The organism is Cobetia crustatorum, assembly GCF_000591415.1.
Classification (GTDB): domain Bacteria; phylum Pseudomonadota; class Gammaproteobacteria; order Pseudomonadales; family Halomonadaceae; genus Cobetia; species Cobetia crustatorum.
Genome location: NZ_JEMF01000018.1, coordinates 26,265 through 46,557, shown reverse-complemented (window position 1 = coordinate 46,557; position 20,293 = coordinate 26,265). Strand labels below are relative to the sequence as shown.

Genomic DNA, 20,293 nt, shown 5'->3' with positions numbered 1-20,293 from the left:
CCCGCGCAATGAATTGACCCTCATGGGCACTGACAGTTCAGATTCGGTTCATATTGCCGAGGTAGCGATACACCTTCCCCGGCCGAATTCATCACCACAGACGCATGAGGTCGAAGTAGATGGCCATCAGCATGAGCGATCCTACCAGTGCCATGCCGATCTTGAGGCCTGCATTCTGCACTTTCTCGGACAATGGCTTACCACGAACAGCCTCGATCAAATAGAACAGCAGGTGCCCCCCGTCCAACACGGGAATGGGCAGCAGGTTCAATACGCCAAGACTGATAGAGAGATAGGCCATGAAACTCAAGAATGATTCAAGTCCGGAGCGCGCCGTATCACCCGCAATACGCGCAATGGTAATCGGGCCTGACAGGTTGGAGGGGGCAATCAATCCCACCAGCATCTTGCGAATGGAATCGAGCGTCAATACGGTCATTTCACTGGTCTTTCCGATCGCCTGACCCACAGCTGCGAGCGGACCATAGCTCAGCTCGCGTTGATATTCAGCCGGCCAGCTGATGTTCTCGACGCCCGCCCCCACCTGGCCAATGGTACGGCCATCTTCCAGAGAGTGACTGGCCGGTGTCAGTGACAAGGTCTGCTCGCCACCCTCGCGCGCGATCAAGACTGACAATGTCTCGCCTGGCGCGCCGCGCACCCTCTCAACGAAATCGATCCAATCGACCACCAACATGCCATTGATGCTGACGATGCGATCCCCTGCCTTGAAGCCGGCTGCCTGTGCGGCGCCGTCATCCAGCACCTGCCCCAACACTGCGGGCAACTGTGGACGCCAGGCAGTGATGCCCAGCGTTGCCAGTGGACGCGGCGGATCCTGGTCGACCAAGAAGTGATTGACCGCAAGCGCCTGCTCACGCGTCACGCTGGCACCGGCAGCACGCGTGGTGATACTCAAGCGATCATCGCCGATGGCACCGATCAACCGGAGGTTTATCTCGTCCCACGAACGCGTCGGCTGCCCATTGATCGCGACTATCTCAGCCTTGGGTGAAAGTCCCGCCTGCGCTGCTGGTGAATCCGCCGTCACGCCACCGATCATCGGTACCACAGTGGTAGTACCCGCGACGAAGAGTGCCCAGTAGGCAAAGATGGCAAGCAGGAAGTTGGCGAGCGGCCCGGCACAGACCACCGCGATGCGCTTCCATACGGATTTGGTATTGAAGGCAAGATGGCGCTCTGAGGGATCAACCGGACCTTCGCGCTCATCCAGCATCTTGACATAACCGCCCAGCGGTATCGCTGCCAACCCATACTCTGTGCCATGACGATCCGTCCACGACCACAGCGGCTTACCGAAGCCGATGGAGAAGCGCAACACCTTGATACCGCAACGGCGTGCGACCCAGAAATGGCCATATTCATGGATGGTGATCAGCACACCCAGCACGACAATCACCGCAAGAATATTCTGGATCACACCCATCATTCGCTCCTGGAAATTAGTGCCCGACATGGGCAGCCCGCCCACCGCTTCTCATATCGAGAGTGGCAGGCGGGCCAAGGTACGACTCAGGGACCGAGAACGGCAAGCTGTGCGCTGGCCAGTTCACGTGCAGAGGCATCTTCAGACAAGATGACCTCAAGGCCATCCACCACCTGAGGTGGTCGCGCCTGCATCACCGCCTCAACCAGCAGGGGGATACGATCAAAGGCCAGCTGGCCTTCAAGGAATGCCGCGACAGCGACTTCATTGGCAGCATTCATCACCGCAGGCCAGGTACCGCCCGCCGCAATAGCTTCACGCGCCAACCGCAGACACGGGAAACGCTCTTCATCGGCGGCGCGAAAATCGAGCCGCGCAACCTGAAACAGATCGAGGGGTTCGACACCAGCATCGATGCGTTCCGGCCATGCCAGCGCGTAGGCAATCGGCGTACGCATGTCCGGGTTACCCATCTGCGCCAGTACCGAGCCATCGCTATAAGCTGCCATTGAGTGAATGACGCTCTGTGGGTGCACTACGACCTGAATGTCATCGGGGCGACAGGCGAATAGCCAGCAAGCCTCAATCAGCTCCAACCCCTTGTTCATCAAGGTGGCGCTATCCACTGAAATCTTGCGCCCCATCGACCAGTTGGGATGCGCGCAGGCCTGTGCTGGTGTTACCGCTGCCAGACGCTCTGGCGGCCACTCCGTTTCATCACGAAAGGGGCCACCAGACGCCGTCAGCAATAATTTTTCGACGCCGATCGGGGCAAGTCCTTCTCGATGCTGAGCCGGCAGGCATTGGAAGATGGCGTTGTGCTCGGAATCGATCGGCAGCAAGGTCGCACCATGCTGCTTCACAGCATCCATGAATAACTGACCGGCACACACCAGCGCCTCCTTGTTGGCCAGCAAGACACGCTTGCCAGCACGCACAGCGGCCAGCGTCGGCAGCAAGCCTGCGGCACCGACAATCGCCGCCATCACGCTGTCGACTTCAGGCGCTTCGCTGATATCGACCAACGCCTGCTCACCGTAACGGACTTCGATCGGCGCACCGGTATAGCTCTCAATACCTGACAGTGCTTCACGCAGCACTTCTGCTGCGCCAGCAGACCCGATCACGACCACCTGAGGCCGGTGCGTCAGGCACAGCGCCAACAACGCTTCATGCCGGCTGGCGGCGCTCAGGGCGTGTACGCAGTAGCGCTCAGGGTGGCGCGTTATCACATCCAGCGTGCTGGACCCGATGGAGCCAGTAGCACCGAGGATAGTAATGCGCTGTCGAGCAGGAAGGGGGGCGGCGGCACTCATGCGCCACCTCCCAGGATCCATGGCAGCAATAGTGCGAACATCGGCACTGCTGCTGTCAGGCTATCGATACGGTCCATGATGCCACCATGCCCCGGTAACAGCTGACTGGAGTCCTTCAGCTTCCGCTCACGCTTGAACATGCTCTCGAGCAGATCTCCCAGTACCGAGACAGCCGTCACCCCCAGCGTGACCACCAGCAGCGGCAGCCAGTCGGCCTGCCCTGCCAGTGCATAGCCGGTGGCCAGCAATCCGGTGGCGACCAGCCCGCCGTAGACGCCTTCCCAGGACTTGCCCGGACTGACACGTGGCGCCAGCTTGCGCTTTCCGAATCGCTTGCCAGAGAAATAGGCACCGATATCCGCCGCCCACACCATCAGAAGTACGTACAGCAGCCACTCAGCACCACCGGCCTTGAGCTGAATGAGCCCAAACCAGGTCGGCAGCAATGCCAATGCACCCACGCCCAGACGCACGCCTGTTGCACGCCATTCCTGACTTGCAGCGGGATAGCGCATCACCCAGCGCAGATTGATTGCCCATGCCATCGCCGCCAGATACAGCGGCCAACGTGCTTCAAGACCATCCGACATACCCGCCAGCAGCATCAGAACGACCAGTGTCAGCGGAAATAGCAGACGAGCCTTACCCGCACTCACACCGGATAGATTGGCCCATTCCCAAGCGCCCAGCGCCACTATGCCGCCGGTAAAGACGGCAAAGGGCGCGCCATCGAGGCCGAACAACCCCAACAGTGCCAGTGGCGCGAGGATAACTGCGGTAATAATACGTTGTCTGAGCACTAGAGCCCCTCGGCGTCGAGTTGTTCGCTGGTCATGCCATAACGACGCTGACGCAGGGCATAGGCATTGAGCGCCTCATCAAAGGCCGCCGCATCGAAATCAGGCCATAGCACCGGCGAGAAGTAGAACTCGGCGTAGGCCAACTGCCAAATCAGGAAGTTGGAGATACGCTGCTCGCCGCTGGTGCGGATACATAGATCCACTTCCGGCAACTCATGCAGACATACCTCAGCTCCTAAACGCTCTTCGTTGATATCGGCTGCCATCAGCTCACCACGCTCGACCTGCTCCGCCAGACGACGAGCCGCCTCAGCGATATCCCAGCGGCCACCGTAGTTGGCACAGATCACCACGTGCATGCCGCGGTTATCGCGCGTCATGTCTTCGGCGCTCTGAATATGCTTCTGAATAGAACTGGAAAAACGACTGCGCTCACCGATGACGGAGAGGCGAATATCATGACGATGAAGCTTCTTGACCTCACGCTTGAGCGCCATGAGGAACAATTCCATCAGCGCGCTGACCTCATTGGCCGGACGCTTCCAGTTTTCACTGGAGAAAGCAAAAAGGGTCAGCACCTCGACGCCCTGCTCAGCAGCGCGACGAATGGTACTGCGGACGGTCTCGGCACCGGCACGATGGCCGCGTATGCCTGCCCAGCCGCGGGATTTTGCCCAGCGGTTGTTGCCGTCCATGATGATCGCCACATGGCGTGGCGTAGAGAGGGAATTCGGTGACGTCATGGGGTCTCACTACGAGCACCGGATGCCGCCGACAGAGCGCCGGCGACAGACCCGATCAGACCTGCATCAGGTCGGTTTCCTTGTGCTCCAGAGCACTGTCGACTTCCGCCACATACTTGTCGGTCAGCTTCTGGATCTCATCTTCTCCGCGACGTGCATCGTCCTCGGACACGTCCTTGTCCTTGAGCAGGCTCTTGATGTCGCCGTTGGCATCACGACGAACATTGCGGAGTGCAACACGGGCGTTTTCGGCTTCAGCGCGCGCTTGCTTGGTGTAACCACGGCGCGTCTCTTCCGTCAGCATCGGCATCGGGACACGAATCACGTCACCGTTAGAAGACGGGTTGAGGCCCAGGTCGGAGGTCATGATCGCCTTCTCGACCTTCTGCACCATAGGCTTTTCCCACGGCACAACTGTCAGGGTACGCGCGTCTTCGGTGGTGATGTTCGCCACCTGATTCAGCGGTACCTGACTGCCATAATAATCGACGGTCACGGCATCCAGAATACTCGGATGCGCACGCCCCGTACGGATCTTGCTGAAGGCGGCACCGAGAGACTCGATGGTCTTCTTCATACGTGCTTCGGCGTCTTTCTTGATGTCGTTGATCACAAACTTACCCTCTTCTGTCAATCAGCGTGCCTTCCTTGCCACCCACCACCAGGTTGAGCAGCGCGCCTACCTTGTTCATGTTGAACACCCGCACCGGCATGTCATGGTCACGCACCAGACAGATGGCGGTCAAATCCATCACGCCAAGCTTCTGATCAAGTGCGTCGTCGTAGCTCAGACTGTCGTACTTCACGGCATCCGGATATTTGACCGGATCCTTGTCGTAGACACCATCGACCTTGGTTGCCTTGATGACCGCGTCTGCATCGATCTCGATACCACGCAGACAGGCCGCGGAATCGGTCGTGAAGAACGGGTTACCGGTTCCGGCGGAGAAGATGACCACATCTCCCGACGTCAGATAGCGAATCGCGGTACGGCGATCGTAATGCTCGACCACACCACTCATCGGAATGGCAGACATCACGCGAGAGCGAATATTGGAGCGCTCAAGAGAATCGCGCAGCGCCAGACCATTCATGACAGTCGCCAGCATACCCATATGATCACCGGTCACACGCTCCATACCAACTGCCTGCAGGGCTGCGCCGCGGAACAGGTTACCGCCACCGATCACGATGCCGACCTGGACGCCGATACCCACCAACTGACCGATTTCCAGCGCCATGCGATCAAGCACCTTGGGATCGATACCAAACTCGCCATCGCCCATCAGGGCCTCACCGGAAAGCTTGAGCAGTATGCGCTTGTACTTGGCATTGCGTTCAGCGGGAATGGTGGCCATGCGAAACTCTCCTGATACTGACACTACGGGGAACGGGGTGGCCCGAAGGCGGGGGCCAGATACACGATGGCGTGCGACTATGCGCACGCCATCGTGAGAACGGAATCAGTCAGCCATTACGCGCGGCTGACCTGCTCCCGGACTTCAGCTGCGAAGTCGACTTCTTCCTTCTCGATACCTTCACCGACTTCCATGCGTACGAAGGACACCACTTCACCACCGGCGGCTTGGTAAACTCGGCGACGGTTTGGTTCGGATCCTTGACGAACGGCTGTTCGGTCAGGCTGTTCTCAGCCAGATACTTCTTCAGACGACCCAGGGACATCTTCTCGGCGATTTCTGCCGGCTTGCCAGCCATGTCCGGCTGAGCAAGGATGATGGCCTTTTCTGCGTCCATCTGTTCCTGCGGCATGTCGGACGGACGTGCACAGACCGGATTGACGGCTGCGACGTGCATGGAAACGTCCTTGGCCACTTCACCAGTACCACCGGTGAGCAGCGTCAGCGCAGCGATACGACCGCCGTGGACGTAACCACCGACGACACCGCCAGCAGGCGCTTCGACCACTGCAGCACGACGAACGGAGATATTCTCACCGATCTTCTGAACCAGTTGGCCACGAGTATCTTCCAGCTCACCTTCCATCAGGGAGGCGATATCGGTGTTCTTGGTAGCGAACACGCGATCGGCGATCAGGTTGGTGAAGGCCTTGAAATTGTCATCACGAGCGACGAAGTCGGTCTCGGAGTTGATTTCGACCATCACACCATAGCTGGCATCGTCGGCGACCTTGATGACGATGGCGCCTTCAGCGGCCACACGGCCAGCTTTCTTGGAGGCCTTCAAGCCGGAGTTCTTGCGCAGGTTCTCAATCGCCAGCTCGATGTCACCACCGGCTTCGGTAAGAGCCTTCTTGCATTCCATCATGCCGAGCGCAGTACGCTCACGCAGTTCCTTTACCATAGATGCACTGATAGCTGCCATGGGATGAAACCTCTGTCGTGTCGACGTCTTTGAATACGGGAATTCGGTCACGACCGCACAAGGCGGTCGCAAATGAGGGGGCCGTGGCCCCCTCATTGCCTGACCTGACTGCCGCTTGGCTAGGCCATGCCGCACTTAGTGTAGCGCAGCGTGTGTGACAGTCAGATCAAGCCGCCAGGATCACTCTGCTGCGTCTTCTTCAGCCGCAGTTTCGACGAACTCACCGGCCAGCTCTTCTTCCTTGTTCTTGCCACAGGCGTTTGCAATTGCCTGGACATAGATCTGGATGGCGCGGATGGAGTCATCGTTACCCGGGATGACGTAGTCCACGCCGTCCGGGTTGGAGTTGGTATCGACGACGCCGATGACCGGGATGCCCAGCTTGTTGGCTTCGTTGATCGCGATGCGCTCGTGGTCAACGTCGATCACGAACATTGCGTCCGGCAGGCCGCCCATGTCCTTGATACCGCCGATGGAACGCTCGAGCTTGTCTTGCTCACGAGTGGCCATCAGGACTTCTTTCTTGGTCAGCTTCGCGAAGGTACCGTCTTCATGCATCTGCTCGAGTTCACGCAGACGCTTGATGGACTGACGGATCGTCTTGAAGTTGGTCAGCATGCCGCCCAACCAACGATGGTTGACGTACGGCTGGCCTGACTTGCGAGCTTCTTCCTTGATGATCTTGCCGGCAGCGCGCTTGGTGCCCACGAACATGATCTTGTTGCCATTGGCAGCCATCTTCTCGACCACAGCGACGGCTTCATTCAGTGCCGGCAGGGTGTGCTCAAGGTTGATGATGTGGATCTTGTTGCGAGCGCCGAAGATGAACTTGGACATCTTCGGGTTCCAGTACTTGGTCTGGTGACCGAAGTGTGCGCCTGCCTTGAGCAGATCGCGCATGTTGACTTGCGCCATGTGAATATCTCCTGGATATCGGGTTGGGCCTCCACGTCCCCCATGGATCCGACCGCTTGCGCGGCACCCGGGACCATGTGACGGAACGTGTGTGGATTGGGGTTATGTACGCGTTTCTGCAAGCGATTGCCGTTTGGTCTGCCTAGAGGTGACCTGTCGGGTAAATTTGCAGGAAAGCGCGCGGCTTTATACCATAGCTCAACTGCGATATGAAGTCGTCGATGTCCTGGCGGATATGCGACCCATCCAGTCGCCACCCCGCCACGCGCGGTCTAGCGGCGTTTCGCCTCCCTCATTCCCACCTCGAGTCCTCATGAACATTCCCATCAAGACAGCTGAAGAAATCGACAAGATGCGCGTCGCCGGCCGTCTGGCGGCCGAAGTACTGGAAATGCTCGACGAACACGTTCGTGCCGGAGCCACTACCGGCGAACTCAACAGCATCGCGCACCATCACATCACCGAGATTCAGGGCTGCATTCCGGCACCGCTCGATTATCACGCTTCCCCAAGTCCATCTGCACCTCGATCAACCATGTGGTGTGTCACGGCATCCCTGATGACAACAAGAAGCTGAAAAAGGGCGATATCCTCAACATCGATATCACCGTGATCAAGGATGGCTACCACGGCGACACCTCAAAGATGTACATCGTCGGCGAGCCGACCATCCAGGCCGAGCGCCTGTGCCGCGTCACCCAGGAATGCCTCTACAAGAGCATTGAACTGGTACGCCGGGCGTACGACTGTCAGAACTGGGGCGTGTCATTCAAAAACATGCAGAGTCCGCAGGTTATAGTGTCGTGCGCGACTTCTGTGGCCACGGCATCGGTGCTGGCTTCCATGAAGATCCGCAGGTGCTGCATTATGATGGCTATGAAGCACGTGCTGACGCAGAGCTACTCGAAGGCATGTGCCTGACCATCGAACCGATGGTCAATGTCGGCGGCTACAAGGTGAAAGTCCTCAAGGATGACTGGACCGCTGTCACCAAGGACAAGAGCCTGTCTGCCCAGTGGGAACATACACTGCTGGTCACGGCTACCGGCGTCGAGGTGCTCACGCGTCGCGATGAAGAGGACTTCTCCTTCCTCGAGGGTTGATCACGATGCTCCTGCACCACTACCACTTCGTCGAACGCGAAGCGCTTTACGACGCCGCCACCTTCGATCGCGAGCTGGCCACGACGAAGACGCCCATCCCACTGTTCAAGCGGGCATTGGCGCAGGTTCAGGAGCGGCTTGAAACCCGCTTCAAGGCAGGCGCCGATATCCGCGACCTCATTCATGGTCGTGCCCGCGCATTGGACCGCCTGCTGGCCATCGCTTGGCATCGACAGGCCTGGCCGGACACGGGTATTGCACTGCTCGCCGTGGGCGGCTATGGCCGCGGCGAACTGCACCCTCATTCTGATATCGACCTGTTGCTGCTATTGGAGCAGGACGATGACACGCACTATCGCGAAGCGCTGTCCGCCTTCATCACCTTCTTATGGGATATCGGGCTCGAGATCGGCCAGTCAGTGCGCTCGTTGAATGATTGCGAGCGTGAGGCACGCGCTGATGTCACCGTCATCACCAACTTGCTCGAGTCGCGCATTGTCGCCGGGCCTCAGCGGCTACGCGAAGCCATGCGCGAACGGCTGGCGACCGAACACCTGTGGCCAGCCGAGGCCTTCTTCGAGGCCAAGTGGCAGGAGCAAATCACTCGTCACCACAAGTTCGCCAACACCGAGTATCACCTCGAGCCCAACATCAAGTCATCACCGGGCGGGCTGCGCGATATCCAGATGATCGGTTGGGTCGCCAAACGCCACTTCGGGGTTGAGCGCTACGACAATCTCGTCGAGTTGGGTTTCATGAACGATGCCGAGCTGCGCATCCTCAGCCAGGGCCAGGCCTTCCTGTGGCAGGTACGCTTTGCCCTGCACATGCTGGCCGGCCGCGCCGAGGACCGCCTGTTATTCGATCACCAGCGTGCTATCGCTGAGCTATTTGGCTTCATCGACACGCCGGAGCACCTCGCGGTCGAGCAGTTCATGAAGCGCTACTACCGTCACGTCACCGCGCTGGCCGGCCTCAACGACATGCTGCTGCAGCATTTCGATGAGGCAATTCTACGGCGCGATGAATCCGTCAGCACCATACCGCTCAATGCACGTTTCGAGATTCGCAGTGGCTATATCAGCCTGCGCGAAGAAGGTGTGTTTCGGCGGCGTCCTGCCGCGCTGCTGGAGCTATTTCTGCTAATGGCGCAGCATCCGGAAATCGAAGGCGTGCGCGCTGACACCATCCGTGCGCTGCGCGATCATCGCCATCAGATCGATGATGCCTTCCGTGACGATGTCCGCCATCAGAGCCTGTTCATGGAGCTGATGCGCTGCGGCGGCAACGTGCCCCGCGTACTCAAGCGCATGGCGCGCTACGGGATTCTCGGCAAGTATCTACCGGCCTTCGGTCGTGCCGTGGGGCTGATGCAGCACGATCTGTTCCATGTCTATACGGTGGATGCTCATACGCTGCGCCTGCTCAAGGTCGCGCAGGAATTTCGCGCGCCAGATGCCGAGGAAGAGTTTCCGGTTGCGGCCGCCCTGATTCGTGAACTGCCCAAGCTGGAACTGCTGTGGATCGCTGGGCTCTATCACGATATCGGCAAAGGGCGTGGTGGCGATCACTCAGAACTTGGAGCGCTCGAGGTAGAAGACTTTGCGCAGCGCCATGCACTCAGCCTGCGTGATACCCGTACGCTGAGCTGGCTGGTGCGCCATCACCTACTGATGTCAATGACCGCTCAAAAGCAAGACATCGCCGACCCGGAAATCATCACGCGCTTTGCTGAAATCGTCGGTGACGAGACGCATCTGGATTATCTCTACGTGCTGACGGTAGCTGATATCAACGCCACCAACCCCTCGCTGTGGAACGGCTGGCGTGCATCGCTATTACGTCAGCTACACATGGAAACCCGACGCGCACTACGACGCGGGTTAGAACATCCACCGGAGCGTCACGAGTGGATTGCTGAAACACGTGAAGAAGCACTCTCGCTACTGATCGGCATGGGCACCACACGCAGCGATGCCGAGGCGCTGTGGGCCAGCCTGGGCGATGACTATTTCGTGCGCTACGCCCCCAGTGAAGTCGCATGGCATACCCAGGGCATTCTCGCGCGCCAGGCCGCTCCCCAGTACGACGCAAACGGTGAGCCGCTGCCATTGGTGCTGACCAGCGCACCGACCGAAGAGATGACCGAAGGTGGCACCAAGGTCTTCATCCATACCCGCTCGGTGGACAACCTGTTTGCCGCCACGGCGGCGGCACTGGAGCAGTTGGGACTCTCGATCCACGACGCACGCATCGCCACCTCCAGTCACAACTGGACGCTCAACACCTTCATCCTGCTCGACGATGACGGTGAGCCGATCCGCGACGCCGCACGTCTCGCCGACATCCGCACCCATCTGGTCGAAGAGCTGGATGATCCGGATGACTACTCGGTGATCGTCAATCGCCATACGCCGCGTCAGCTCAAGCATTTCCGCATCGCGCCACGCATCACGCTCAGCCAGGATTACACCAACGGTCGCAGCGTGTTGGAAGTGGTCGCCTCGGACCGCCCGGGCCTGCTGGCGCGCATCGGCCGTGTGTTCATGGAGCAAGAAATCGCCATCGATGCCGCCAAGATCGTCACCCTTGGCGAGCGGGTAGAAGATATCTTCTTCATCACTGATCGCGACGGCGACCCCATTACTGACCCTGCTCGTCAGGAGCGCCTGCGCGACGCTCTGACGGAGGTCCTTGAAGTCGGCGAACGCGGCTAGATAGCACATAGAGAGGCTGGGCGGCGCGCACACGATTGAGGGTACCGCCTCGCTTCCTTATAATTGCGAATCGACTTGCATGGCCGTCCAACACAGTCGCCGGACGCCTTTTCCTCTTGCTCGGCCCTATGCGTCACGCCCACGGCCATCACCCATGGAATGTGCATGAATCCGGATCTCGACCAGCTCAAGCCCTACCCGTTTGAAACCTTGGCCAAGCTGCGAGAAGGCATCGCCCCTAACCCGGCGCTGGAACCTATCGCACTGACCATTGGCGAGCCACGCCATGCACCGCCCGAGTTCGTACTCGACACCCTGCGCGAGCACATCATGGGCGTGGCCAAATACCCCGCTACCGGTGGCATGCCGGAGCTGCGCACAGCCATCGCCCAGTGGTTAGAGCGTCGCTTCTCACTCAATGCCACACCCGATATCGAGCGACAGGTGCTGCCGGTCACCGGTACCCGCGAAGCGCTATTTTCCTTCATCCAGGCCGCGCTGGACCGCACCCGCCCTGCGCGCGTACTGGTGCCAAATCCTTTCTATCAAATCTATGAAGGTGCGACGTTACTGGCCGGTGGTGAAGTGACCTACCTGCCCTGCCCCGCCGAGAACGGCTTCCGCCCCGACTACGCCGCGGTGCCGGCCGATGTCTGGCGTGACACCCAAATCGTCTTCATCTGCTCGCCGGGCAATCCCACCGGCGCGGTAACGCCGCTGGCCGACTTCCAGCAGCTGATTCGCCTCGCGGATGAGCACGACTTCCTGATCGCCTCTGATGAGTGCTATTCGGAGCTGTATCTCGACGAATCCACACCGCCGCCAGGCCTGCTGCAAGCCTGTGCCGCCATGGGTCGCGATGACTACGCGCGCTGCGTGGTCTTCCACTCGCTGTCCAAGCGCTCCAACCTGCCGGGGTTACGCTCCGGTTTCGTGGCCGGCGATGGTGAGGTGATCCGTCGCTTCCGTCATTACCGCACCTATCATGGCTGCGCGATGCCGCAACATCACCAGTACGCCTCCATTGCCGCCTGGAATGACGAGGCGCACGTGCTAGCCAACCGTGATGCCTACCGCGAGAAATTTGCCGCGGTGACCAAGATATTGGCACCGGTAATGGACTTCCCGACCCCCGAAGCCAGCTTCTACCTCTATCCCGCCGTACCAGGTGGAGACGATGCTGCCTTCACGCGTGATCTGCTGCGCGAAGAGGCCGTGGGCGTACTGCCCGCCAGCTATATGGCACGTGAAGTGAACGGCGTGAATCCGGGAGCAGGACGCATTCGTCTGGCACTGGTGGCCGAGCTTGAACAGACCATCGAAGCCGCCCAGCGCCTGCGTCGTTTCGTGGAACGCATCCACTGAGCTCTGCTATTTCTCAAGGCCACTCAAGGAGATCGTCATGCACGTGCTCTACGGCATCAAGACCTGCGACACCTGCCGCAAGGCACGTCGCGCACTCGATACTCAAGGAGTGCCCTATCGCTGGCACGACCTGCGCGAGGACGGCCTCTCCGCCAGCCTGCTGGAATTCTGGCTGGAGCGCACCGCATGGAGCAATCTGCTCAACAAGCGCAGCACCAGCTGGCGCGCGCTAGGCGATGAACAACGTGACAGCATCGATGCCAACAGTGCACGTGCGCTGATGCTGGAGCATCCGACCCTGATCAAGCGCCCCATTCTCGAGCGACATCATGCCGAAGATGAGGTGGATCTGGTGATCGGCTATGACAAAGCGGTCTATGAACCGCAAGACTGACACCCTCTTTTTTACTGGACACCCTGGAGATTGACACGATGTTGAGCCTTGCCCTCGGAATCGGCACCCAGAACACCACCGGCGACTGGCTGGAAGTCTACTATCCTGCCCCGCTGCATACGCCGAACGCTGCCGTCGCTGACGCCGCTCGCAAGGCACTGGACGCGCCGGCTGGCACCACCGCCACCAGCTTCCTGCCGGAACACTGCGCCGCACTGGCCAGCGCCCTGCGTGACGCCGGTGACAGCGCTCAGGCTGAGCTGGCTGAAAGCCTGGCGGCCTCCCAGCGCCCGCTGGTCGCCATGTTCATCGAGGAAGACGCCGCACCGCAGAGCGTGCCGGAGGTCTACCTCAAGCTGCACCTGCTGTCCCACCGCATGGTTCGCCCGCACGGCATCGACCTGACCGGCATGTTCGGACTGCTCAAGAATGTCGCCTGGACCAGCGAAGGTGCCATCGACATCGAAGAACTGCCGGCGCGTCGCCTCAAGGCTCGCCTGGAAGGTCGCACCCTGTCCGTGGACTGTGTCGACAAGTTCCCGAAGATGACCGACTACGTGGTGCCGACCGGCATTCGCGTCGCCGACACCTCACGTGTGCGTCTGGGTGCCTATCTGGGTGAAGGCACCACCGTGATGCACGAAGGCTTCTGCAACTTCAATGCCGGCACCGAAGGCCCGGGCATGATCGAAGGCCGCATCGCCGCGGGCGTCTTCGTCGGCAAGGGCTCTGACCTGGGCGGCGGCTGTTCCACCATGGGCACCCTGTCCGGTGGCGGCAACATCGTCATCAAGGTCGGCGAAGGCTGCCTGATCGGTGCCAACGCCGGTATCGGCATCCCGCTGGGCGATCGCTGCACCGTGGAAGCTGGCCTCTACATCACCGCCGGTACCAAGGTCATGGTCTTCGACAACAAAGGTCAGGAAGTCGAGACGGTCGCGGCACGTGAGCTGGCGAGCCAGGACGACCTGCTACTGCGTCGCAACTCCGTCACCGGCCGTGTCGAGTGCCTCACCAACAAGAGCGCCATCGCACTCAATGATGCCCTGCACGCACACAACTGATGCGTGTGGCGAGTGACTGTCGGACATGACTTTCCGGCCACTCGCGGTACCTTCTGGCCCGGACGCGTCCGGGCCAGTCTGACGATCTACGTCACTCCCCCCGAATTCCGCGCTGTCGCTCCTCGCGACGACGCCTGCAGCGATGGCCCATGATGACTGATTCACACGCACCGCTTCCGCCACGCCCTTCTGACCTCTCACCGACACTGGAGCTGGCGTTCGACCTGATCGAACGCCCCTCCGTCACGCCAGATGACCTGGATTGCCAGGCACTGATGATCAAACGTCTGGAAGCCATCGGATTCGAGATCACACGCTTGCCGTTCGGCGATGTCGAGAATTTCTGGGCGGTGCGCGGCCATCATGGCCCTGTAATGGCCTTCGCTGGCCATACCGACGTCGTACCGACCGGCCCTGAGGCCAACTGGCAGTACCCGCCATTCTCGCCGTGCATCGACGCTGACGGCTTCCTGTGTGGCCGTGGCGCGGCTGACATGAAGGGTTCACTGGCGGCGATGCTGACCGCCACCGAACGCTTCGTGACTGCGTACCCGGACCACGAAGGCCGTATCGCCTTCCTGATCACGTCTGATGAAGAAGGCCCTGCAGTCCACGGCACCCGTGCGGTGGTCGAATATCTACGTGAACACCACGAGCGTCTCGACTATTGCATCGTCGGCGAACCGTCCTCCACCGACTATGCCGGTGACGTCATCAAAAATGGCCGCCGTGGCTCACTGGGCGCGGTGATGCGTGTGCGCGGCGTTCAAGGCCATGTCGCCTATCCTCACCTGGCACGCAACCCGATCCACGAAGCAGCACCGGCGCTGACCGCACTGACCGCTGAGCATTGGGACGACGGCAATGAGTTCTTTCCGGCGACCAGCTTCCAGATTTCCAACATTCGTGGCGGCACCGGCGCAACCAATGTCATTCCCGGTGAGCTGGAAGTCGTATTCAACTTCCGCTACTCCACCGCGCTGACAGCTGATGATCTCAAACGTCGCACCCACGAAATTCTCGCGGCGCACGGGCTGGACGTGGAGATCGACTGGACCTTGAACGGCGAGCCCTTCCTGACGCCGGAGGGTGCGCTGGTCGATGCTGCCATCCACGGCGTGGCGCGTGCACTGGGTCGCAAGCCAGTGTTGTCCACCTCTGGCGGCACCTCCGATGGACGCTTCATCGCAACCCTCGGCACTCAGGTCGTTGAGCTAGGCCCGGTCAATGCCACCATTCACAAGATTGACGAACGTGTGATGGCCAGCGATCTGGATCAACTCTCCAGCGCCTATGAGCACATCCTCGAATACCTGTTCGTCCCCACGACCCGTGAGGCCACGGCATGAGCCATACCATTGACACTATCGACGCCGATGCTGGCGATGAGCAGTATCCAGATATCGAAATCTATCTGAAGCCGCTCAGCCTCGAGGCGCTCGGTGCCTGGCTGAGCGAACTGTTCGGGCAGGTGGTGGTATTTCAACCCGCAGGCAGACTTCAGCATCGCACACGCCTGACACGTGATGGTGACGACATTGCATTGCTGGTGGTAGAAAAAGTGGCCAATGGCTTCGCTAGTCTATGGTTCGACAGTGCAGCAACACCATGGGCACGTGATGTGGACTGCGCCCGCGCTGTTGCCGCTGCCCTACAGGTAGAGAGCCGCTGCTCGCTAGGCAGCTGGCAGCCCGGCGATGAGCCAGACCGCTTTTATCGCATCTTGCCGGATGGTAGCGAAGAGGCCTTTACCTGGCCCGACAAGGGTTGAGCAAATACGCCGCTCTTGCTCGTTAGCCAATGCATCATCGCCAGATACAAGAACGCCCCGCAGACAGAGCCTGCGGGGCGTTCTTGTTTTCACCATGGTCTCCCGTACTGCTCAGGAGACCATGTCACTGATCAGGTGATGACAGTGACATCATCAGCCTGCAGGCCACGTTCATTACTGATGATGTGATAACGCACTTTCTGACCTTCAGCCAACGTGCGATGGCCCTTGCCACGAATGGCACGGAAGTGAACGAAAACATCTTCACCACTCTCACGAGTCACGAAGCCGTAACCCTTGTTGACGTTGAACCACTTGACCTCGCCGATCTCACGATCGTCGTCTTCGACTTCAGCCATGGCAGCAGTACGCGGTGACAGCGCCGGAATGGCTAGCGTCGCGACCAATAGCAGAATAAAGACAGCAGCAGCGGCAGCTGCATAAGCCAGCTCAAAACCCGGCACACTCAATGCATCGTTCAGCGTGGTAGCCAACTCGCCACCGGTCAGCGTAATGAAGACAGCAATCAGCAACGGTGCCGGCAGTGCCAGCAACACACTGATGATGAAACAACGGAAGAACGTCTTGGAACTCATCAAGATAAACTCTCTCAAGTAATGGATGTAGGTAGATCGCGACAGGGCAGAAGGCAGTGCTTCAGATGATCCGTATCAGAATATTCTGCCTCAGTCGCAGCAAGGACAGCGACCCGGATACCCGGCGGTGACTTGCAAAAGGCCCGCTGGGGTGTCGGGAAATCTGTCTGAACGCAGCGCCTCACGGCGGTGCCCGTAGCCCGCACTGACACAAGGAGTGACAGGTTGACCACGTCTTGGCTCGTGGTGCAGGTTACCCTGCATCAGTCGATGGAACCGGCAGTAGAAAGCTTCGAGGAGACCTCGACGCCATCTTTTACCGTCAACAGGTGCGTTACACGAAAAAGGAGTAAATCGCACCATAATCAGTCTATCACGCTCACCCATGCACGCCTGATGCTACTCAGGTGCAATACTTCAACCCTTATCATTCTTCATGGCACGACAGCACTTCTGACTCGACGCCTTAACTATCACATCTCAGCGGAGCGCATTGATGATGCCAACCTCTCTCGATCCTGAGCTTGAAACCCGCTTGGAAGCTCTCGAGTCTCGCCTCGCTCATCAGGATGACTGGCTCGACACGCTAGACCGTACGGTGATCACTCAGCAGCGTCAGATAGAGTCACTTGAGCGTCTTAATGCATTGATGGCGACTCAGCTTCGCTCCCTACGTGAGCCAGTCAACGAGGGAGTCCAGAGGGAAAGCGAAGATCACACGCCGTTGCAAGACGAGCTGCCGCCTCACTACTGATCTTTTCAGGATCGAGTCAGGCAAACCCGCTCTGCAACGTAAACCGGCCCCGCAGCAAGGCCGCGGGGCCGGTCAGTCATTCTGTCGGGCATGAGCTAGTGGCTCATCAGGCGATCAGATCATCCAGATAACGTTCGGCATCCAGCGCGGCCATGCAACCAGTGCCTGCTGACGTGATGGCCTGACGATAGACGTGATCCATCACATCGCCGCAGGCATATACGCCAGGGATACTGGTCTGGGTAGCATTGCCTTCCAGACCAGACTGCACCTTGAGATAGCCGCCCTGCATATCAAGCTGGCCTTCAAACAGGCTGGTGTTCGGACGGTGGCCAATAGCGATGAACACACCCATGACATTCATGTCCTTGGTGGCACCACTCTCGATCTGACGGAGACGCACGCCGGTCACACCAGAGTTGTCGCCCAACACTTCATCAAGCGCGTGATGCCATTCGATGGCCATGTTGCCGTTTTTGACCTTCTCGAACAGCTTGTCCTGCAGAATCTTCTCAGCACGCAGGCTGTCACGACGGTGCACCAGCGTGACCTTGGAAGCGATATTGGACAGATACAGCGCTTCCTCGACGGCAGTATTGCCGCCACCGACGACCACGACTTCCTGATTGCGATAGAAGAAGCCATCGCAGGTTGCACAGGCCGATACGCCCTGGCCCATGAACTGCTGCTCGCTCGGCAGGCCCAGATACTGGGCACTGGCACCGGTGGCGATGATCAGCGCATCGCAGGTATAACTGCCATTGTCGCCCTTGAGCATGAACGGACGCTCGCCAAGCGTGACTTCATTGATGTGATCAAACAGCACTTCGGTCTCGAAGCGCTCAGCATGACGGCGCATGCGCTCCATCAGCTCTGGCCCCTGAACGCCAGCGTCATCACCCGGCCAGTTATCGACATCAGTCGTGGTGGTCAGCTGACCACCCATCTGCAGGCCAGTGATCAGCAGCGGCTTGAGGTTGGCGCGCGCAGCATAGACGGCAGCGGTGTAACCCGCTGGGCCGGAACCGAGAATGATCAGGCGTTCGTGACGGACATTACTCATGGATGACCTCGATAACAGATAAAACAGATGGCATCGGCTTGCCATCCGCGCGCGGGACAGCAAGCCAGTCAATGTACTGAGCGATGCAGGCCATCGAATGGCACACCACGTGATGACAGGCGATCAACATGGCTCAGTGCACTGCATGTAGTGATAAGACACCTGATGCTCGCGCAACAGGATTGGCAGGGTAGCGCAGACAGCGACGGCTTTCAGCATTGGCCTCAGACCGGCATGGCAGAAGCTTATGACTGACGCCTTCCTCCCTTGATATGCAGACCAAGCATTCAGATCAGAAATGCAGAAGCCGCCGCCAGAGGCAGCGGCTTCTGCGTCATCTACCTCGCGAGAGTGTCGAGAGGTAGATGACAAGTCGCTCGGCAATCAACTTACCGAAGGACAGCCTAGCGGCTTACAGGCTGCTGGAGTGGCCTGCCAGATACTTAGCGACGCCTTCAGCAGTATCCTTCATGCCTTCCTGACCTTCTTCCCAGCCTGCCGGGCAAACTTCGCCGTTGGTCTGGTGGAACTGCAGGGCCTTGACCATGCGGACCATCTCGTCGACGTTACGGCCCAGTGGCAGGTTGTTGACGACCTGGTGCTGAACGACACCATCTTCGTCGATCAAGAAGGAAGCGCGCAGCGCGACGCCTGCTTCCGGATGCTCAATGCCGTAGGCCTGGACGATTTCGTGCTTGACGTCAGCCACGATCGGGAAGCCGACTTCACCGATGCCGCCAGCGTCCGGAGAGGTCTTGCGCCATGCGTGGTGAGTGAACTGGGAATCGATGGACACACCGATGACTTCAACGCCGAGTTCCTTGAACTTCGCCAGACGGTTGTCGTGGGCGATGATTTCAGACGGGCATACGAAGGTGAAATCCAGCGGCCAGAAGAACAGCACGCGTAGCTTGCCCTTGGAATCGGACAGCTTGTAGTTGTCAACGATGGTGCCGTCGCCCAGTACTGCTGCGGCTTCGAAATCCGGGGCTTGACGTCCGACCAATACGCTCATGGTGATCTCCTGAGGAAATGATGATGTTAAAGGCAGCGGGCTGCCTTTGTGATGAATCGCCACACAGACTAATCGTCACACGTGGCGGATGCCAAATGTTTGCCACAATTAGCATCATAGAAATTGGCTATGGCAGCTCAATGACAGTGCTACCAAACACCTTCCGGCAAGGGTACTCGCACTATGAAGCCAAAGCACTGCATGACCAGAATATCCTGCTAGAGGAATCGTGCGGCGTCTGGATTATAGAACGTCGTCGTCCTGACCGATATCCAACCCCTCCAGCTCACCACTGACCGGATCGACATGCTGGCGTACCTGAATCGGCTGACAGCAACGTTCGCAATCGACAATATTCAGCAAGCTGCCTTCATCGAGATCAAGAAACAACGTGAAGGGAGTATCGCAGTAAGGGCAGTTGATCTCGGCTTCATGCAGCGCATCATTGGTCGCCTCCTCTCCTTCACTCTCGAGTAACTCATGCCCTGGCCATTCATCGGGCTGGCCAGCAGAATGCTCCGCCAGCCATTGCTCAACGGCAGCATCCAGCACTTCATCATCATCCGGCAGCCCCGTGGGCTCCGGGCGTTCAGTGGTATCATTACGCATGGCAACCTCCATGACTTCAGTATCGGCGACCGCCGACTCTCACCTGTATGGCAGCGAACGCGACGCGGGGTTCCTTACTTATACTGCGGCCAATGCGTTGCGAATGCTTGAATTCCTGTCACATGATGACCATAGCTTTAACTATGCCGACATTGGCGATTTGGATATCGCTCGCCTGCGACGCTTCGCATCCGGCCAGACAGCACCTGACATCGCTGTTCGAGATAGCTGCGTGATGAATCATCAGTTGTCGGACCGGGCAAGATAATGACAAGGAG

The 20,293-nt window shown here is 59.1% G+C and carries 19 protein-coding genes and 2 pseudogenes; 9 read left to right on the top strand and 12 right to left on the bottom strand.

The annotated features are described in order from the left end of the window. Nucleotides 1-91: 91 nt before the first annotated feature. The 8 genes and pseudogenes from rseP to rpsB form a co-directional block, all read right to left on the bottom strand. On the bottom strand, nt 92-1,447 hold the full coding sequence (gene rseP, locus BF12_RS0104590) for a sigma E protease regulator RseP (protein WP_024951251.1): 1,356 nt from the start codon (nt 1,445-1,447) through the stop codon (nt 92-94). 86 nt (nt 1,448-1,533) lie between these two features. Beyond that, nucleotides 1,534-2,763, bottom strand: coding sequence for a 1-deoxy-D-xylulose-5-phosphate reductoisomerase (gene ispC, locus BF12_RS0104585; RefSeq protein ID WP_024951250.1), 1,230 nt, complete (start codon nt 2,761-2,763; stop codon nt 1,534-1,536). Next, nucleotides 2,760-3,563 (bottom strand): phosphatidate cytidylyltransferase, encoded by an 804-nt coding sequence (locus BF12_RS0104580; RefSeq protein ID WP_024951249.1) that lies wholly within the window; start codon nt 3,561-3,563, stop codon nt 2,760-2,762. Before BF12_RS0104580 ends, ispC begins: the two co-directional genes overlap by 4 nt. Continuing rightward, a complete protein-coding gene (gene uppS, locus BF12_RS0104575; RefSeq protein WP_024951248.1) occupies nt 3,563-4,306 on the bottom strand; it encodes a polyprenyl diphosphate synthase in 744 nt (247 codons plus the stop codon). Before uppS ends, BF12_RS0104580 begins: the two co-directional genes overlap by 1 nt. A 55-nt stretch (nt 4,307-4,361) precedes the next feature. Beyond that, entirely contained in the window at nt 4,362-4,919 is a 558-nt protein-coding gene (gene frr / locus BF12_RS0104570; protein ID WP_024951247.1) for a ribosome recycling factor, read from the bottom strand. Nucleotides 4,920-4,923: 4 nt separating this feature from the next. Continuing rightward, entirely contained in the window at nt 4,924-5,664 is a 741-nt protein-coding gene (pyrH, locus tag BF12_RS0104565) for a UMP kinase (RefSeq protein ID WP_024951246.1), read from the bottom strand. A gap of 116 nt (nt 5,665-5,780) precedes the next feature. After that, nucleotides 5,781-6,649 (bottom strand): annotated as a pseudogene (gene tsf / locus BF12_RS18690) (translation elongation factor Ts). Between the two features lie 180 nt (nt 6,650-6,829). Next, nucleotides 6,830-7,564 (bottom strand): 30S ribosomal protein S2, encoded by a 735-nt coding sequence (gene rpsB, locus BF12_RS0104555; RefSeq protein ID WP_024951245.1) that lies wholly within the window; start codon nt 7,562-7,564, stop codon nt 6,830-6,832. Nucleotides 7,565-7,877: 313 nt separating this feature from the next. Between rpsB and map the strand changes: the two are divergent. From map to BF12_RS0104520, 7 genes and pseudogenes are all read left to right on the top strand, one after another. After that, a pseudogene (map, locus tag BF12_RS18685) lies at nt 7,878-8,667 on the top strand (type I methionyl aminopeptidase). A gap of 5 nt (nt 8,668-8,672) precedes the next feature. After that, nucleotides 8,673-11,384 (top strand): [protein-PII] uridylyltransferase, encoded by a 2,712-nt coding sequence (locus tag BF12_RS0104545; protein ID WP_024951244.1) that lies wholly within the window; start codon nt 8,673-8,675, stop codon nt 11,382-11,384. Between the two features lie 165 nt (nt 11,385-11,549). Then, nucleotides 11,550-12,749 carry a succinyldiaminopimelate transaminase gene (dapC, locus tag BF12_RS0104540; RefSeq protein WP_024951243.1) on the top strand — a complete coding sequence of 400 codons (1,200 nt, stop codon included), beginning with the start codon at nt 11,550-11,552 and terminating at the stop codon, nt 12,747-12,749. A gap of 37 nt (nt 12,750-12,786) precedes the next feature. Continuing rightward, a complete protein-coding gene (locus BF12_RS0104535; protein ID WP_024951242.1) occupies nt 12,787-13,143 on the top strand; it encodes an arsenate reductase in 357 nt (118 codons plus the stop codon). Between the two features lie 38 nt (nt 13,144-13,181). Beyond that, nucleotides 13,182-14,207: a 2,3,4,5-tetrahydropyridine-2,6-dicarboxylate N-succinyltransferase gene (gene dapD, locus BF12_RS0104530; RefSeq protein ID WP_024951241.1), complete on the top strand. Its 1,026-nt coding sequence runs from the start codon at nt 13,182-13,184 to the stop codon at nt 14,205-14,207. 152 nt (nt 14,208-14,359) lie between these two features. After that, nucleotides 14,360-15,556 carry a succinyl-diaminopimelate desuccinylase gene (dapE, locus tag BF12_RS0104525; RefSeq protein WP_035159090.1) on the top strand — a complete coding sequence of 399 codons (1,197 nt, stop codon included), beginning with the start codon at nt 14,360-14,362 and terminating at the stop codon, nt 15,554-15,556. Next, nucleotides 15,553-15,978 carry a hypothetical protein gene (locus BF12_RS0104520; protein WP_024951239.1) on the top strand — a complete coding sequence of 142 codons (426 nt, stop codon included), beginning with the start codon at nt 15,553-15,555 and terminating at the stop codon, nt 15,976-15,978. The genes dapE and BF12_RS0104520 overlap by 4 nt, the downstream gene beginning before the upstream one ends. Nucleotides 15,979-16,109: 131 nt before the next feature. Here BF12_RS0104520 and BF12_RS23095 read toward each other — a convergent pair whose 3' ends face one another. Continuing rightward, a complete protein-coding gene (locus tag BF12_RS23095; protein ID WP_024951238.1) occupies nt 16,110-16,574 on the bottom strand; it encodes a cold-shock protein in 465 nt (154 codons plus the stop codon). A gap of 496 nt (nt 16,575-17,070) precedes the next feature. On the opposite strand from BF12_RS23095, the gene BF12_RS0104510 reads away from it, so the two are divergent. Continuing rightward, nucleotides 17,071-17,328 carry a SlyX family protein gene (locus tag BF12_RS0104510; protein WP_051510737.1) on the top strand — a complete coding sequence of 86 codons (258 nt, stop codon included), beginning with the start codon at nt 17,071-17,073 and terminating at the stop codon, nt 17,326-17,328. 106 nt (nt 17,329-17,434) lie between these two features. On the opposite strand, the gene trxB is transcribed toward BF12_RS0104510, so the two are convergent. The 3 genes from trxB to BF12_RS21555 form a co-directional block, all read right to left on the bottom strand. Continuing rightward, a complete protein-coding gene (trxB, locus tag BF12_RS0104505; RefSeq protein WP_024951236.1) occupies nt 17,435-18,391 on the bottom strand; it encodes a thioredoxin-disulfide reductase in 957 nt (318 codons plus the stop codon). Nucleotides 18,392-18,803: 412 nt separating this feature from the next. Further along, nucleotides 18,804-19,406: a peroxiredoxin gene (locus BF12_RS0104495; RefSeq protein WP_024951235.1), complete on the bottom strand. Its 603-nt coding sequence runs from the start codon at nt 19,404-19,406 to the stop codon at nt 18,804-18,806. Nucleotides 19,407-19,649: 243 nt separating this feature from the next. Then, nucleotides 19,650-20,015, bottom strand: a complete 366-nt coding sequence (locus BF12_RS21555; protein ID WP_024951234.1) for a zinc ribbon domain-containing protein — start codon at nt 20,013-20,015, stop codon at nt 19,650-19,652. 10 nt (nt 20,016-20,025) lie between these two features. Here BF12_RS21555 and BF12_RS0104485 point away from each other — a divergent pair, with 10 nt between their 5' ends. After that, a complete protein-coding gene (locus BF12_RS0104485; protein WP_024951233.1) occupies nt 20,026-20,283 on the top strand; it encodes a hypothetical protein in 258 nt (85 codons plus the stop codon). The last annotated feature ends 10 nt before the right edge of the window (nt 20,284-20,293 follow it).

Bases quoted from the DNA above. Each gene is read 5' to 3' on its own strand.
- ispC (WP_024951250.1), bottom strand. From the start codon at position 2,763: ATGAGTGCCGCCGCCCCCCTTCCTGCTCGACAGCGCATTACTATCCTC.
- BF12_RS23095 (WP_024951238.1), bottom strand. From the start codon at position 16,574: ATGAGTTCCAAGACGTTCTTCCGTTGTTTCATCATCAGTGTGTTGCTG.
- dapD (WP_024951241.1), top strand. From the start codon at position 13,182: ATGTTGAGCCTTGCCCTCGGAATCGGCACCCAGAACACCACCGGCGAC.
- BF12_RS0104535 (WP_024951242.1), top strand. From the start codon at position 12,787: ATGCACGTGCTCTACGGCATCAAGACCTGCGACACCTGCCGCAAGGCA.
- dapC (WP_024951243.1), top strand. From the start codon at position 11,550: ATGAATCCGGATCTCGACCAGCTCAAGCCCTACCCGTTTGAAACCTTG.
- pyrH (WP_024951246.1), bottom strand. From the start codon at position 5,664: ATGGCCACCATTCCCGCTGAACGCAATGCCAAGTACAAGCGCATACTG.
- BF12_RS0104510 (WP_051510737.1), top strand. From the start codon at position 17,071: ATGATGCCAACCTCTCTCGATCCTGAGCTTGAAACCCGCTTGGAAGCT.
- BF12_RS21555 (WP_024951234.1), bottom strand. From the start codon at position 20,015: ATGCGTAATGATACCACTGAACGCCCGGAGCCCACGGGGCTGCCGGAT.
- dapE (WP_035159090.1), top strand. From the start codon at position 14,360: ATGACTGATTCACACGCACCGCTTCCGCCACGCCCTTCTGACCTCTCA.
- rseP (WP_024951251.1), bottom strand. From the start codon at position 1,447: ATGGGTGTGATCCAGAATATTCTTGCGGTGATTGTCGTGCTGGGTGTG.
- uppS (WP_024951248.1), bottom strand. From the start codon at position 4,306: ATGACGTCACCGAATTCCCTCTCTACGCCACGCCATGTGGCGATCATC.
- BF12_RS0104545 (WP_024951244.1), top strand. From the start codon at position 8,673: ATGCTCCTGCACCACTACCACTTCGTCGAACGCGAAGCGCTTTACGAC.
- BF12_RS0104495 (WP_024951235.1), bottom strand. From the start codon at position 19,406: ATGAGCGTATTGGTCGGACGTCAAGCCCCGGATTTCGAAGCCGCAGCA.
- BF12_RS0104485 (WP_024951233.1), top strand. From the start codon at position 20,026: ATGACTTCAGTATCGGCGACCGCCGACTCTCACCTGTATGGCAGCGAA.
- rpsB (WP_024951245.1), bottom strand. From the start codon at position 7,564: ATGGCGCAAGTCAACATGCGCGATCTGCTCAAGGCAGGCGCACACTTC.
- BF12_RS0104520 (WP_024951239.1), top strand. From the start codon at position 15,553: ATGAGCCATACCATTGACACTATCGACGCCGATGCTGGCGATGAGCAG.
- trxB (WP_024951236.1), bottom strand. From the start codon at position 18,391: ATGAGTAATGTCCGTCACGAACGCCTGATCATTCTCGGTTCCGGCCCA.